This window comes from Rhizobium sp. AN68 (assembly GCF_030758035.1).
Lineage (GTDB): Bacteria > Pseudomonadota > Alphaproteobacteria > Rhizobiales > Rhizobiaceae > Agrobacterium > Agrobacterium tumefaciens.
In genome coordinates, this window is the sequence record NZ_JARWMI010000003.1 from 2,409,813 (window position 1) to 2,425,000 (window position 15,188).

11 protein-coding genes, 1 tRNA gene and 2 rRNA genes (1 of these 14 only partly in view) are annotated in these 15,188 nt (G+C 55.7%); 7 read left to right on the forward strand and 7 right to left on the reverse strand.

Annotated features, from left to right (window positions below):
- The first annotated feature begins 405 nt into the window (after window positions 1-405).
- Window positions 406-1,770, forward strand: a complete 1,365-nt coding sequence (locus RBH71_RS24805) for an LLM class flavin-dependent oxidoreductase (protein ID WP_003514193.1) — start codon at window positions 406-408, stop codon at window positions 1,768-1,770.
- Window positions 1,771-1,781: 11 nt separating this feature from the next.
- The gene (locus RBH71_RS24810; RefSeq protein WP_003514195.1) at window positions 1,782-2,297 is read left to right on the forward strand and encodes a flavin reductase family protein; all 516 of its coding nucleotides are present in this window, start codon (window positions 1,782-1,784) and stop codon (window positions 2,295-2,297) included.
- Window positions 2,298-2,320: 23 nt separating this feature from the next.
- Here the strand turns inward: RBH71_RS24810 and RBH71_RS24815 are convergent, their stop codons facing one another.
- Window positions 2,321-3,241, reverse strand: a complete 921-nt coding sequence (locus RBH71_RS24815; protein ID WP_029658811.1) for a LysR family transcriptional regulator — start codon at window positions 3,239-3,241, stop codon at window positions 2,321-2,323.
- Between the two features lie 129 nt (window positions 3,242-3,370).
- On the opposite strand from RBH71_RS24815, the gene RBH71_RS24820 reads away from it, so the two are divergent.
- The 5 genes from RBH71_RS24820 (at window position 3,371) to RBH71_RS24840 (ending at window position 8,913) form a co-directional block, all read left to right on the forward strand.
- The gene (locus tag RBH71_RS24820) at window positions 3,371-4,411 is read left to right on the forward strand and encodes an aromatic ring-hydroxylating dioxygenase subunit alpha (protein ID WP_003514199.1); all 1,041 of its coding nucleotides are present in this window, start codon (window positions 3,371-3,373) and stop codon (window positions 4,409-4,411) included.
- A gap of 139 nt (window positions 4,412-4,550) precedes the next feature.
- Entirely contained in the window at window positions 4,551-6,512 is a 1,962-nt protein-coding gene (locus RBH71_RS24825; protein WP_003514201.1) for a DUF2817 domain-containing protein, read from the forward strand.
- A 71-nt stretch (window positions 6,513-6,583) separates the two neighbouring features.
- On the forward strand, window positions 6,584-7,378 hold the full coding sequence (locus RBH71_RS24830) for a transporter substrate-binding domain-containing protein (protein ID WP_003514202.1): 795 nt from the start codon (window positions 6,584-6,586) through the stop codon (window positions 7,376-7,378).
- 136 nt (window positions 7,379-7,514) lie between these two features.
- Window positions 7,515-8,222 carry an ABC transporter permease gene (locus RBH71_RS24835; protein WP_035251901.1) on the forward strand — a complete coding sequence of 236 codons (708 nt, stop codon included), beginning with the start codon at window positions 7,515-7,517 and terminating at the stop codon, window positions 8,220-8,222.
- Between the two features lie 4 nt (window positions 8,223-8,226).
- A complete protein-coding gene (locus RBH71_RS24840; protein ID WP_003514208.1) occupies window positions 8,227-8,913 on the forward strand; it encodes an ABC transporter permease in 687 nt (228 codons plus the stop codon).
- Between the two features lie 155 nt (window positions 8,914-9,068).
- Here the strand turns inward: RBH71_RS24840 and RBH71_RS24850 are convergent, their stop codons facing one another.
- The 6 genes from RBH71_RS24850 to RBH71_RS24875 form a co-directional block, all read right to left on the reverse strand.
- On the reverse strand, window positions 9,069-10,490 hold the full coding sequence (locus tag RBH71_RS24850; RefSeq protein WP_003514210.1) for an FAD-binding oxidoreductase: 1,422 nt from the start codon (window positions 10,488-10,490) through the stop codon (window positions 9,069-9,071).
- The gene (gene hisC / locus RBH71_RS24855) at window positions 10,487-11,608 is read right to left on the reverse strand and encodes a histidinol-phosphate transaminase (RefSeq protein ID WP_003514212.1); all 1,122 of its coding nucleotides are present in this window, start codon (window positions 11,606-11,608) and stop codon (window positions 10,487-10,489) included. The genes RBH71_RS24850 and hisC overlap by 4 nt, the downstream gene beginning before the upstream one ends.
- A 41-nt stretch (window positions 11,609-11,649) precedes the next feature.
- Window positions 11,650-12,759: a 2Fe-2S iron-sulfur cluster-binding protein gene (locus RBH71_RS24860; protein WP_003514214.1), complete on the reverse strand. Its 1,110-nt coding sequence runs from the start codon at window positions 12,757-12,759 to the stop codon at window positions 11,650-11,652.
- A gap of 533 nt (window positions 12,760-13,292) precedes the next feature.
- A tRNA-Met gene (locus tag RBH71_RS24865) sits at window positions 13,293-13,369 on the reverse strand.
- Between the two features lie 226 nt (window positions 13,370-13,595).
- A 5S ribosomal RNA gene (gene rrf, locus RBH71_RS24870) occupies window positions 13,596-13,710 on the reverse strand.
- A 220-nt stretch (window positions 13,711-13,930) separates the two neighbouring features.
- A 23S ribosomal RNA gene (locus RBH71_RS24875) occupies window positions 13,931-15,188 on the reverse strand (it continues 1,549 nt past the right edge of the window).

Below are 15,188 nucleotides of genomic sequence, written 5' to 3' on the forward strand. Positions count from 1 at the left end.
TTGCGGGCGAATAGACGCGCGAACTCCTCGGCTTTCACCGAGCGAATTCAACGGATCTGGAAACATTTTTTTGGGAAAAGACGACCGCGTCATGTGGTCATGAAAATGAAGCGCCTGCGCGAAATTCGCCTGCGAAGACAACTTCTTATATGAATAAATTGACCAGATGTTGGTTAACAGCGACTTAAGTGTGACTTATGAATACTTATAGTGAAGCGCCATCATCAGGCCTTCCAACGGGAATGTGATCCTTGCGTGGCGCCGCAGCCTCTCGGGCTGATGCGCAGACGCGCCACTAATCCTTGTTAGTATTTCTAACCTACGGAGAAGATTTCGGCCGATTGTTGCAGCGTTGATCCTCGAATAGCCTGAGACCAGAATTGGTATCAGTCAAAAGAGGGAACGATGTCGAAACGGCAGGACAAGATCAAGCTCGGGACCTTTGTTTACACGTTCGGCTTCCATGCAGCCGCATGGCGGCACCCGGCAAGCAAGGTAACGGCAGCAACCGACTTCAGCCACATGTTGAATGTGGCCAGAATTTCTGAAGCTGCCAAATTCGATTTCATGTTCCTCGCCGATTCCGCTGCGGCTGCCGTTGGTGACCCCGACGCCCTGGCGCGCAGCCCGACCAAGCAGAACCGGTTCGAACCGCTTTCTCTCATCTCGGCGCTTTCGGTGATGACGGAACGACTGGGTTTGGTCTCGACGGTATCGACGAGCTATTACGAACCCTTCAATGTCGCCCGGATTTTCGCGTCTATCGATCAGCTGAGCCGGGGACGCGCCTGCTGGAATGTCGTCACCTCCGATCATGACGAGACCGGCTACAACTTCAATCGTCAGGGTCTCGATCCTCACGCCGTCCGTTACGAGCGCGCGCAGGAATTCATCGACGTAGTGTTCGGCCTATGGGACAGCTTTGAACGCGACGCCTTGCTGCTCGATCGCGAAAGCGGCGTTTATTATGACAAGGACAAGCACCACACCCTCAATCATGTCGGCAAGCATTTTCAGGTGCGCGGCCCCCTCAACATTGCGCCTTCCGAGCAGGGGCGGCCCGTTATCGCTCAGGCCGGCGGCTCCGAGGCCGGAATGAACCTTGCTGCACGGACGTCTGAAATCGTCTTCAGCCTGGCATCCAACATCGAGAGCAACAGGGCTTTCTACCAGAACGTCAAAGGACGTATGCCGGCATTCGGTCGCGATCCCAACGATCTCAAGGTCATGCCGGGAATTGTCGTCAATGTCGGGGAGACCGAGGCCGAGGCGAAGGCAAAAGTCGATTTTCTCATCGACAGCCTGCATCCGGACGTGGGTCGGTTGATGCTTTCGGAGTTCCTCGAAGCCGACCTTCGTGGCGTTCCACTCGATCAACCATTTCCGATGGACCGGCTGCCCGCCGAGCCGAAAGGCTCGCGCAAGATGTTTGACCAGCTCGTCGAGTTCGTCAAACAAGGACAGACAGTGGGACAATTGATCCGCCACTACGCAGAACGCCACACCGGAAACGGAATAACCGGGACACCAAAACAGATCGCAGACTACATGGAAGAGTGGTTCGAAACCCGTGCCGCCGACGGTTTTATTCTTATGTTCCCGACACTTCCCGCAAGCCTGGAAGATTTCGTCCGCCTTGTCTTGCCGGAGTTGCGGCGGCGCGGACTGTTTCGTGAGGAATATGAAGGATCGACGCTGCGCGAGAACCTGGGGCTTTCGATGCCTGCCAACCGTTACACGGCCGCCAAAGGCGATAAAGAGCGCATCTGAAGGAGCCAATCATGGTGGACCAGATGAAAATGCAGGTGCCGTCTCCGGGCGCTGACCTCTTCAAATCCTCCATGCGGAATCTGGCGGGTGCCGTTTGCGTCATCACGACAGGCACGGGTGAAACACGAACCGGCTTCACCGCAACATCCGTCACAGCACTTTCTGCGGATGGCCCGACTGTGATGGTCGCACTCAATCGTGGATCCTCGTCCTGGGAAATCGTCGAGAAAGCCAGACGGTTTTGCGTCAACGTCGTCGCTGAAGGTCAGGAAAACGTCGCCCACTCATTCTCGGGTTTTAATGGCCTTAAGGGTGCCAGCCGCTACGATGGCGCCGTCTGGCACACGATGGGGTCAGGCGGCCTTGCGCTGGATGGCGCTCTGGCAAGTCTGGACTGCGAACTCGAAGACGCGATCATCCATCGATCCCATGTGATCCTGATCGGCCTCGTCCGGTCGATAAGGACACATGACGATGCCAGGCCACTTCTGTACTGGCGCGGAGAATATCAACACATCAGAAGGTGATATCCCGAGCGGTAGGCCCTTAGTCACGCACTGCGGTTCGGGGACGATGCGACAGACTGCTTTTTCGCGATCCCCATCACCCACATGTGAAATTCTCTTCCGTAGGGCTTATCGAAAACGGAACGATCCCATGCCAGATAGTAGCTCTCGGGAAGCGGAAGGCGGATGTCGAAAGGAACAACAAGTGTACCGGCCTGCAACTCGTCCTCGATCATCGAGACCTGAGCCAGCACGAAGCCGTGTCCGTTGACCGCAGCGTCGATTGCGTTGCTCGACAACGCGAAAAACAGGCTCGAGAGTTTTTCATTCACGGTCGCGCCAACCAGCTGCGCCCACTCGCTCCATTGTGGCGGACGGCTGTAATGGGCTTCCCACTCGATATTGAGCAAAGGGAATTTGAGAAGGTCGGCGGCCGCCGATAATGTCCGTCCCCCGAGCAAACGCGGCGAACATGCGGGAACCACCCAATCCGTATAAAGCGGCACGAAATGCGCGTGCACCTCTGCCCGCTTTCCATAGGTTATGCGAAAATCGCTCTGGCCGCCCGACAGGCTGGGTTCGTCATCCTTGCCGATGATACGGACATTGGCTTCCGGATAGAGAGCCTGCCACTCGAAGATCTTGCGGCCGATCCACTTGTTCACCACCGAGCTGAGCGCAGTCAGCACGATGCCGGTCTGGCTCCGCGCCCGTTCGAGAACATCGACGGAATGATTGAGCTGGCTGAAGCCTTTGGCGACTTCCTTGTGAAGAAGAACACCCCACGACGTCAGTTCCACACGGCGTCCGATACGTTCGAGGAGCGTAACGCCGAGATGGTTCTCAAGCTTGCGCACCTGTTGGCTGATGGCACTGGGTGTTACGCCCAGTTCTTTGGCAGCCGTGCTCATCGTGCCGCACCTTCCTACGGCTTCGAAAGCTTGCAGGGCATGGAGTGGGGGCATAGCCAATAGAGTATCTCCAGTTCTGCTTTTTGTTAAGTTTTTCTAAACAAAAACGCAACGAAAATCCGCTTGTCCCGCATCGCAACAAGGAAAATACTGATCCGATTAAAGCGAGAACGGGGGAAGAAAATGTTTCTCAAGAATGCTTGGTACGTCGCCACCTGGGATCACGAAATCGGACGAGACCTGACACCCGTAACGATGCTCGGCGAAAATATCGTCCTTTATCGTCTTCAGAATGGCAAGCTTGCAGCGCTCGAAGATGCCTGTCCCCATCGCAAGCTCCCCTTGTCCATGGGGCGTATCAAGGGCGACGACGTCGAATGCGGCTATCACGGACTGACCTTCGACTGTTCCGGCGCCTGCACCCGCGTACCGGGTGCAGAGCGTATTCCACATGTGGCCTGCGTCCGCTCCTACCCGGTGGAGGAACGTTACGGGCTCGTCTGGGTCTGGATGGGTGAGGCCGCGAAAGCCGATCCCGCAGAGATTTTCCGTGTCGAACATTTCGGTGATCCGTCCTGGGGCGTCAATCGCGGCGAGTCGATGACGATCAACTGCAATTACCTCTACATGACGGACAATCTGCTGGACCCATCCCACGTCGCATGGGTGCATCAGAGCTCGTTCGCCAGTTCCGCCTGCGAAGAAACGCCATTGGAAACAACGGTGAAAAGCGATGGCGTCGTCGTCTGGCGCTGGATGCTGGATTCAGATCCAGCCCCCTTCTACGCACCGTTCCTGCAATTTGAGGGGAAATGCGATCGAAAACAGCATTACGAGGTTCGCTACCCCAGCAATGCCATCATCAAGGCCATCTTTGCACCATCAGGCTTCGGTGGCGAAGGCCGCGAATTGCCAGCCAATACGTTCTTGATGGACAGCTACAATTTCATGACGCCAGTCGATGAGAACCGCACGAAGTATTACTGGTTTCAGATGCGAAATTTCGCGCCCGACGACCCGGACGTTTCAGCGCGCTTCGCAACATCCGTACGCGGCGCATTCGAGGAAGACCGTGTCGTGCTGGAGGCGGTCCACCACGGGATCGCGAACAAGAAGACTCCAAACCTCGATCTGAAGATCGATGTCGGACCGCTGCGGTTCAGACGCAAGCTTTCACAGATGATCGATAGCGAGACCATGAATGTCGTCGCTGCCGCGGAGTAAGCGCCTGCGCCGGAATGACTAACGATATGGTCTTCGCCTGCTCAAATGGGTCAGGCGGAGATGGCAAAAAAATAATAACCGGGAACATAGCTGGTGATCGGCAAAAGCCGACGCCCGCCACAAATCGGGAGTATCCTTGATGCGCCACATCAGGCAGCCTGAGCTCTATTCAGTGGACTATAATGTGCTGCGGCAACGTTTTCTTTCCGCCGCGCGCCGGTCGAATGCTGCGTTGTTCGAATATAAGCATCCATTGCATGGCCCAGGTGGAGAGCACCTTTTCACGGATGTTGCATATCTGGGCGAACGCAACGCGTCAAAAAAACTCGTCATCTTGTCCGGCACGCACGGAGTTGAGGGGCAATTCGGATCGGCTAGCCAGGCTGAATGGCTTGCCGCAAATAACCCTTTACCGCTTCCTCCCGATACGGCTGTGGTGATGATCCATCTGATCAACCCGTGGGGAACAGCATGGAGCCGACGGGTCAACGAGGACAATGTCGATCTCAACCGAAACTTCGTTGACTGGAAGAGAGCCGTTCCACGAAACGAACGATACGCCCCACTCCATAATGCATTTGTCTGCGCCGAGTGGGATGGACCCGATCGTGACCGTGCCGATCAACTGCTGAGAGATGCCAAGGCCGCTTTAAATGGTCACGCCGGGATCGCCGCGATTATCGAAGCAGGCCAATACGACTTTCCAGACGGACTGTTTTATGGCGGCAACGGCCCGACATGGTCGAACCGCACCCTCAACGATATCTTGAGCACTTTCGTCAGTGGCGCGTCGAATGTCGTCGTCTTCGATCTTCACACCGGTGCAGGCCCTTACGGATATCCCGCACTGCTATCCGTGGCGGAAGAGGACCATGCCGGTCTAGAATGGGGCAGGAAAACCTATGGGCACGCACTCGCGGTCGTGATCACCGGCAAGGGCGCAACGACCGATACCGGCATTGCGGCAACGGCTACGGGCTACGTTTCAGCAGCGGTCTGCAAATCCTTGCCCGAGAGCCGCGTATTGCCGCTGGTAATCGAATGCGGAACCCTTGAAGGCTCGGTGGTGATGGACGCCGTGCAGGCGGATAACTGGCTGCATCTTTTCGGGAATATCGAATCTCCGCTTGGGCAGAAAATCAAGAAGACGCTGAGAACCGCGTTCATTCCTGACGATCCCGAATGGCAGCAGAACTGTCTTGGGACAAGCTTGCGATATTTCGACCGCGCGCTGACCGCACTTGCCTCGGTTACTCCCCCGGCTTCAAAGGGCGCGACCGCTCCGGCTTTGGTAAGCGACTGGCCACCTGCCGTGCCTCTCAATACCAAACGCCATGAACGGCCAGCCGTTGAAGTTCATGATCTCCACAAAAGCTTCGGCACGCACGAAGTCCTGTCGGGCGTAGGGCTGAGTGCCGATCCCGGTGAAGTCGTTTCGATGATCGGCTCGTCAGGGTCCGGCAAGAGCACGTTTTTGCGCTGCATAAACCTGCTCGAACAGCCCAGCAGTGGAACGATCGTCGTTGATGGCGAGGAAATACGAATGAAGGGCGGAGCGAATGGCCGTTCGCAGCCAGCAGACATGCGCCAGGTCGAAAGAATTCGCGCCCGCGTGGGAATGGTATTCCAGAACTTCAACCTCTGGCCCCACATGTCCGTGCTTGAGAACATCATCGAGGCTCCCGTCCATGTTCTTGGCGAGCGTCGCCAGGATGCAGTCGACCATGCCCATCAGTTGTTGAAGAAAGTGGGACTGTCGGAAAAGCATGCCCAATATCCCGGGCAGCTTTCCGGCGGCCAGCAGCAACGTGCGGCCATCGCAAGAACACTGGCCATGCGGCCAAAAGTCATCCTCTGTGACGAACCGACATCCGCTCTCGACCCCGAACTTGTGGGAGAGGTCCTGCGCGTGATCCGTCAGCTGGCAGAAGAGGGCAATACCATGATCCTCGTGACGCATGAAATGCAGTTTGCGCGCGAGGTATCTCACAAGATTCTCTTCTTACACAAAGGAAAGGTGGAGGAAGAGAGTACCCCGGCGGAATTGTTCACCAATCCGCGATCGGAACGCCTGCGTCAGTTTCTGTCGCGAACGTTATGACGTGATCCGCTGTGCCGGCGCTGTGTCCGGCAAATCAAACCTAACAAATAACCAAATAGGGGAATTCGCATATGAATCTGAAAGTCCTGTCACTCGCCCTGCTTCTTGCAGGCGTCAGCACGGCGCACGCTGCCGAAGGCGAATTGTCGATCGGCACCGAAGGTGCCTATCCACCATGGAGCATGGCCGATGCTGCCGGCAATGTAACCGGCTTCGACGCCGATGTCGGCAACCTGCTCTGCACGAAGCTCGCCGTGAAGTGCCGGTTCGTCGTGCAGGCCTTTGATGGCCTGATCCCTGCCCTCAAGGCGAAGCGCTTCGACGTCATCATCTCCGGGATGTCGATTACCCAGGATCGAAAAAAGGAAATCAATTTTTCGGTCGGATATGCTGAGCTGGCAAACATGTTCCTCGTTCCCAAGACGTCCGATCTCGCCGGCATCAAGGATATCGACACTTTGTTGAAAGGCTTGGACGGCAAGACGATCGGCGTTCAAACCGGCACGACGCACGCCCATTTCATCGAAAAGCGGGTGCCTAATGCCAATCTCAAAACCTACGACACGCTCGATAATATGCAGATCGATCTCGCAAGCGGCCGCGTTGAGGCAGCATTTGCAGACGCCTCTGCACTTCAGGATTTTCTCGCCAAGCCCGAAGGCAAGGACTTTCAGTTTGTCGACGTGAAAGTTCAGAGCAAATTCGATTCCACCCTCGGCGAAGGGATCGGCGTCGGAATTGCCAAGGAGAACACCGAACTGAAGACGAAGATCGACAAGGCACTGTGCGAGCTCGTCGCGGATGGTTCAATCGGCAAAGCGAGCCAGAAGTGGTTCAAGATGGATATCTCCAGACCCTGCAACTAAGACGCCTGCCCCGCTCTTCCCAGAAGTGCGGGGCAACACTCAATCGCAACCTGACAGCTTGCGCACGGTCGAAGACGCTGACGATGCCTGCTGCCAAAAAGGCAAGGGAGTGCGCAGCAAAACCAAGGCAAATCCAATGGAGTCTAGTCTGATCCTAGTTTGGCAGGGTGGTTGGATAAGAGCCATTCTGCAGGGAGCCGCAATAACGATTGCCGTCGGTACGGTCAGCATGCTTGTCGGTGCGTTGATCGGAACCTTGTGCGGGGTCATCAAGTGGGCGCGGATATTCCCGCTGACACTTGTGGTAGACGCCTATACCTCTCTCGTGCGGGGGGTGCCTGAACTGCTTATCATCTATCTGCTGTTCTTTTCTTCCGTGCAATTCGTGACACAGGTTGCCACAGCTTTCGGATATGCTGCCCTTGCGGACAGCGGATATGCCTTCATCATTGCCATCATTGCCATCGGTACGATTTCAGGCGCCTACTCGACCGAGGTTATCAGGGGAGCATTGGCTTCCATCCCGACGGGACACATAGAAGCTGCGCGCGCACTGGGGATTCCCGGGCGCCGTATCTTCAGGCGCATCATCATCCCGCAAATGCTACGCATTGCCATCCCCGGTATGAACAATGTCTGGCAGACAACCATCAAGGACACGGCACTGGTATCGGTTGTCGGGCTACAGGAACTGATGCGCGCCGCCTCGGTTGCCGCCGGTAGCACCCGCAATCCCCTGATTTTCTTTCTTATCGCAGCCGTCGTGTATTTCGCGATCACCATCATAAGCCAGGCTGGATTCGACAGGGTCGAACGCCTGGTGAGACTAAGGGCGAGGAAGTAACGCGATGGATATCGAATTCCTGAAAACATCGATGCCTTTCCTCTTGAAAGGGCTTTCCACAACGGCGACCATAACCGCGATATCTGTCGCGATCGGTTTCAATCTCGGCCTTGGTCTTGCGCTCATGCGGCTGTCCGAAAACCATTTCCTTGCCGGGTTTGCAAAATATTACAGCATGGTCTTTCGCGGGACGCCGCTGCTTGTACAACTGTTCCTGTTTTACTACGGGCTTGGCCAAATTGGATTTATCAAAGGCAATGCCATAACGTGGTGGGTGATTAGTGATGGTGCGCGCTGCGCGGTCATGGCGATGGCGCTCAACACAGCCGCCTATACATCGGAGATTCTGCGAGGCGGATTATTATCGGTTCCCGCGGGTCTCAAGGAAGCGGCCAAAGCCACGGGAATGTCACCATTTATGCGTTTCCGCCGGATCGAATTCCCGCTCGCCATTCGCCAGGCTCTGCCGGCTTACGGCAATGAGCTGATCCTCGTCGTCAAGGGTACGAGCCTTGCCTCGACAATCACGGTTCTCGAGATCACGGGATATGCAAAGCGCCTGATGAGCCAGACATTCGCGATTTTCGAGGTTTTCGCCTTGGCGGGTGCCATCTACCTCGTCATCAACCTCACCCTCGTCATGCTCATCCGCATGCTTGAGGCACATCTGATGCGTCACGAAGCGCGCTGAAGGCCAGTAGTCTCGAAACTTACGACTGCCTGTCACGCGCATTTATGGACTATATCGCCGCCTGGACAGCCAAAAAAATGGCGTTCTGGCGAACTGAAACGTAGTCGCCCATATCGTGTCCGCGCCGCGCGCCTAAAGAGCGCGGCGTTGTCATGTCAGCCGGTGACTTTGCCGGGGTTAAGAGTGTATCCGCCATCGATTGCGGCCTTGATCTGCGTCATCAAGGCAAATTTTACCGGGTTCGCTGTCTCCCGCAACGCATGAATGCGTTTGGAGCCTATCCCATGTTCCGCCGAGAACGAACCACCCGATTGCGTCAGGTCGCGGTACAGAACGGATTCAATGGCAGCAATCTTGGCGGGCGTCAGAGCTGCCCCGGCTGCATTGAGAACAATGTGAAGATTGCCATCGGCAATGTGGCCGAAGAGGTAGGGATCGAGGAGAGGAGCGATTGACCGAAGCTCCGGTACGCAGCGAGCCACATATTCTCCGATCTGCGACAAGGGGACGGAGACGTCAAAGGACGGCGCAGCCGGATATCTGCGATAGATAAGGTCCGTGTCCTCCCTCAGACGCCACAACTCTGCTTCCTGCGCCTTCGATGTTGCGACGACAGCGGACACGTTCGGATAGGTTTCATACAGCTCCTCGTAAATCCGGCCGAGCTCCATCTGAAGCTGTTCCTCGTCACCGCCGCCCAGAGACATGATGAGGTTGACGGGATAGTCAGGGGCATAATCTGCCGCCGACCAAAGGTGCTCGCCCGCCGTCAGGGCGAAAAACGAATTCCAGATCGCTTCCGCCGCACACATGTGGCCATACCTCACGGACAACCCCAGCCTGGTTGCCTCAAGAGCCGCTTCAACGGAGGGAAGCCCAAAAAGTGCGGTGGCGGTTGCTGCGGGAACAGGTTCAAGCTTGATGGCAACCCTGGTCACAATACCAAGCGTACCCTCGGCCCCGATGAAGAGATGCTTCAGATCGTATCCTGCGGCGTTCTTCACCACGCGTGTCAGGTCGGAATATATCGAGCCATCAGGCAATACGACTTCCAGTCCGAGCACGCGATGTCGCATCACCCCATATCGAAAGGCAGAAATCCCGCCGGCATTGGTCGAGACCATTCCGCCAATCGTGGCAGAACCACGCGATGGCAAGTCGATGCCTGGCTCGAGACGATGCTCCGATGCGGCCGCCTGCAACGCTTGAAGCGTAACGCCCGCCTCCACAACGGCAACCCGCTCATCTGGATAGATTTCCACGATCCGGTTCAGCCGGGCGGTCGACACCACGATTTGACCGGGGACGGACACACCCCCGCCAACAAGCCCGGTTCGGCCACCCTGTGGTACAACCGATATACCATGGGCAACCGCAGTTTTTATGATCGACGCAACCTCGTGCGGAGATGAAGGGAAAGCAACCGCATCCGCACCGAAATTCGCAGGCGTTACGCCATAATCGAGATTGGCAACGGCATCACCGCGTTTCAGGTTCGACAGGCCGATAATCTGGTCGATTTCATTGAGAAACGCGGCGGACAAATCCCGTGTTGAGGCGGTATTGTGTTCGATCATGACGCGACTTTTGCCTCAGGAAGCTTATCTTTGAGTGAGCGTAACGCTTCGAGAAAACGGTCGTTTTCCGCAGGAAGCCCGACGGTCACACGAATGAAGCTGGCGAACTCCGGTTCTTTCCAGGGTTTGACGATGACGCCATGGGACAGGAAATGATCGAAAGCGATCGAACTGTCGCAACCAACATCGATGAAAAGAAAATTCGTCTGAGAGTCCGGAACGAAAAGATCAAGCGAGGCGATTGCCGCAGCCATGCGCCTGCGCTCCTTGACGACGCTTTCGACTGAAACCCGCATCCAGTTTTCGTCATCGAGCGCGGCAACTGCGGCCAATTGCGCGGCTGCATTGACGTTGAACGGTGTTTTTGCAGATGACATGGCCTGTGCCAGCCGCTCATCGGAAGCCACGGCATATCCGACGCGCAACCCAGCCAGCCCATAGGCCTTCGAGAAGGTTCTGAGCACGACCCAGGAGATTGCGCTGTCAGCCAGTGTCTTAAGCCCATCTGGCGTATTCCCATCGCAGAATTCGAAATAGGCTTCGTCGAAAACAAGCAACGTCTCTTTCGGGACAGCTGCAATGAGGCCTGAGAGCTGATCCTGTCGCAACGCAGGGCCCACGGGATTGGAAGGCGAGGAGATGAAGAATATCGATGGCTTTTCGCGCAATGCGGTCGTCATCGCCTCAAGATCGAACCGAAGATCCTTCGTCATCGGTATCTTGATGATTTTCGCACCATTTGCTCTGGGCTCGATTTCGTGAAGGCCGAAACCAGGTATCATCGCGACCACGTTAGCATCCGGACGCAGGACCGCGCGACAAACGGCAGCGATCATCTCTTCGGAGCCGTTTCCAATGACAATCCGGTTTCCGGCAACGCCGAGCTTTCGACTAAGCGCATCACGCAAGATCACACAGGCAGGATCCGCATAGCGTGAAGGGTCGAGACTGGCCAGCGCAGCGGTTACCTTCGGAGAGCAACCATATGGATTCTCATTGCTGGCAAGGGCCGCAATATCGGTCAAACCCGTCTTGCTTCGCGCAACGGCGATATTCATTCCAGCATTATAAGGCGGGAGTTCAGCAACGTGCGGGTTGAGTCTGAGTGTATCGGCCATGGGTTGATCTCGCTGATTTGGATAAACGCTGGAATCTGGTTTCAGAGGTCGAGTACGACTGAACTCACGGGCTTGGAACAACAGAGGAGAATCTGCCCGGACGGCACGTCATCCAGCGGCTCTTCCACATATTCAACGTCGCCGGACACAAGGTTTTGGACACAGCTGCCGCAGACACCCGCGCGACAGGAGAATGCTGGCTCAATACCCCGGCTCTCCAGAAAGCTCAGGATGGATTCCGAGGCTGAATCCCACTCGAATCTGGCATTTGACTTTCCAAGAACGATCTCGATGCCGGAGTACTCAGACTCTGACGCCACCGGAGCAACAGGGAGGCTGAGGTTTGCTCCCTTCTTCGGCTGCGAAGGCGAAAGCAGGGAGGCAGGCCCGAAAAACTCGTAGGCAATCTTGCTTTTCTCCAAGCCGAGGGAGAGGAGCAGGTCATACATCGCCTGCATGAACGGCGGTGGTCCGCACATATAGACTTCGTAATCGTCCAGCGGCAGAAACGACTGCAAGGTCTCCCGCGTGATGAAACCGGCGGAATGGAATAGCCCGGCATTGGCATCCTCGTCGGTCGGAAAACGATAACAGTAATGAATATGGACGTTGCTGCGCTGTTCAGCGAGCACCCGTACTTCTTCACGCAGCGCATGGGTAGCAGCACCGTCGCAGGCATGGACGAACCAGACGGGCCGATCGCTTTCCGCAACCAAGACCTTCAACATGGAAATCGTAGGTGTCAGCCCGACGCCACCGGACAAGAGAATAACCGGTCGCTGACTGGCCTTGTCGAGTTTGAAGGCACCACGCGGCCTGTCAATATGGATGACCGCACCCTCTTCAACGGCGTCATGGAGCCAGCACGAAACAAGACCATCGGCCATATCGGGCGTTAAAGCGGCTTCCCGTTTCACGGTAATACGATAGACCCCGATCTCATTTGGTCCTGACGAAACCGTGTAATTCCGGACAAGCGGTTCTTTGCCTTCGGGATGAGGTATCTGGATCGTCAGAAACTGGCCCGCCTCAAAAGTACACCAATCCGCAGGATCAACAGGCGTGAGGTAAAAAGACGTGATCGTGGCACTCTCGCGCACCTTGCGCTTTACCTCGAACGGGCGAAAACGTGGATCCAGGCGGGTCGTCATGATTTGCTTGTCCTGATGATTTCAATAGCCGGAAATCTACAGATCGCCTCGAAAGCCCTCCCCGTGAGATCGCTCAAGGCTTGCGTCAACCTGCAGACGGTCAAAGGTTTTCGCGGGAGGCAGAACTTCCTCAAAAACTCGCTGGCAATTTGGTCTTCACCAATTTGCAGCCCCAAGGCCCCACCTCAATTTATCCCTCTGACAAATCTCATTATTTGCGCGTCAACAAAGAGAGACAATCCCGCCACAGATGGGTTTTTGTTTAGAAAAGCTAAAGTATGGGGGTTTGAATTGGCGCGAGCAACTCTGGATTTGCGCCCTCGTTTTTTACCGGGATACGCCAAAGCAGAACGTGGTCTTCAGAACCAATCGTTAGATAGTTGCAAAGTGCTCCGCGAGCAGGATCGACCGCTGCACGCTATCATAGCCCCACGTGGCTATACCGCGAGCAATTCATTTGCGGTATCCAAGGCCCTAAACGCAAGGCGCCCTCCGGGATGGGAGGGCTTTGTTGTTGATAGTCTTGAAGATATTGGTTGCGGGGGCAGGATTTGAACCTGCGGCCTTCAGGTTATGAGCCTGACGAGCTACCGGGCTGCTCCACCCCGCGTTACCAGCGTAAATCCCTATGGGATTTATCGCGACTGCATCACAGGGAGGCTGTGATGTATATTGCCGGAGCAAATTGCCGAAGGCGATTTGTCTCCTTTAAGGGACGCACGAGGCGTTTTCCTTATGTTTTCATGTTACGCAATGCAAAAAGGCCGCTTTGAGCGGCCCTTTGTATCGGCTGGGCCGAAGAGTTTGCTTGAGAAGATATTTGTTGCGTTTTGCAGACCTGGCAGCGACCTACTCTCCCGCGTCTTGAGACGGAGTACCATTGGCGCTGGGGCGTTTCACGGCCGTGTTCGGAATGGGAACGGGTGCAGCCGCCCCGCGATAACCACCAGGTCGGCAAAACGCAACACAGTTCATGTTTTCACATGAGTGTTGTTTCGAGAAGCTGGGAAGCTTGCGCTTCATTTAATTTAACACGTCTTTCTGCGACCTTCCCGTATGTTTGCCATACAGACCAGAGGTCGTCGCGCCCTGTGGCGCGGCCCGTCCGGAGCGCTATGCGCGTCAGGACAGAACAGATGATGCTCATCTTTGATGAGCATGAACAATGGGAACGAAGAAGTCGATCGAGCTATTAGTAACGGTAAGCTTCACATGTTGCCATGCTTCCACACCCGTCCTATCAACGTGGTCGTCTTCCACGGCTCTGATAGGGAACACTCGTTTTCAGGTTGGTTTCCCGCTTAGATGCCTTCAGCGGTTATCCATTCCGTATATAGCTACTCTGCTATGCCCTTGGCAGGACAACAGATCCACCAGAGATACGTCCATCCCGGTCCTCTCGTACTAGGGACAGATCCTGTCAATATTCCTACACCCACGGCAGATAGGGACCGAACTGTCTCACGACGTTCTGAACCCAACTCACGTACCGCTTTAAATGGCGAACAGCCATACCCTTGGGACCTGCTCCAGCCCCAGGATGCGATGAGTCGACATCGAGGTGCCAAACAACCCCGTCGATATGGACTCTTGGGGGTCATCAGCCTGTTATCCCCGGCGTACCTTTTATCCGTTGAGCGATGGCCCTTCCACACGGGACCACCGGATCACTATGACCGACTTTCGTCTCTGCTCGACTTGTCAGTCTCGCAGTCAGGCGGGCTTATGCCATTGCACTCGACGACCGATTTCCGACCGGTCTGAGCCCACCATCGCGCGCCTCCGTTACTCTTTCGGAGGCGACCGCCCCAGTCAAACTACCCACCATACACTGTCCCGGATCCGGATAACGGACCGCGGTTAGACATCCACGAAGATAAGGGTGGTATTTCAAGGATGGCTCCACAAGAACTGGCGTCCCTGCTTCAAAGCCTACCACCTATCCTACACATGCCTTGGCGAATGCCAGTGTAAAGCTATAGTAAAGGTGCACGGGGTCTTTCCGTCTGACCGCAGGAACCCCGCATCTTCACGGGGAATTCAATTTCACTGAGTCTATGTTGGAGACAGCGGGGAAGTCGTTACGCCATTCGTGCAGGTCGGAACTTACCCGACAAGGAATTTCGCTACCTTAGGACCGTTATAGTTACGGCCGCCGTTTACTGGGGCTTCAGTTCAGAGCTTGCACCCCTCCCTTTAACCTTCCAGCACCGGGCAGGCGTCAGACCCTATACGTCGTATTGCTACTTCGCAGAGCCCTGTGTTTTTGATAAACAGTCGCTACCCCCTGGTCTGTGCCACCCCATCATACTTGCGTAAAATGGGGTCACGCTTCTTCCGAAGTTACGCGTGCAATTTGCCGAGTTCCTTCAACATAGTTCTCTCAAGCGCCTTGGTATACTCTACCTGACCACCTGTGTCGGTTTCGG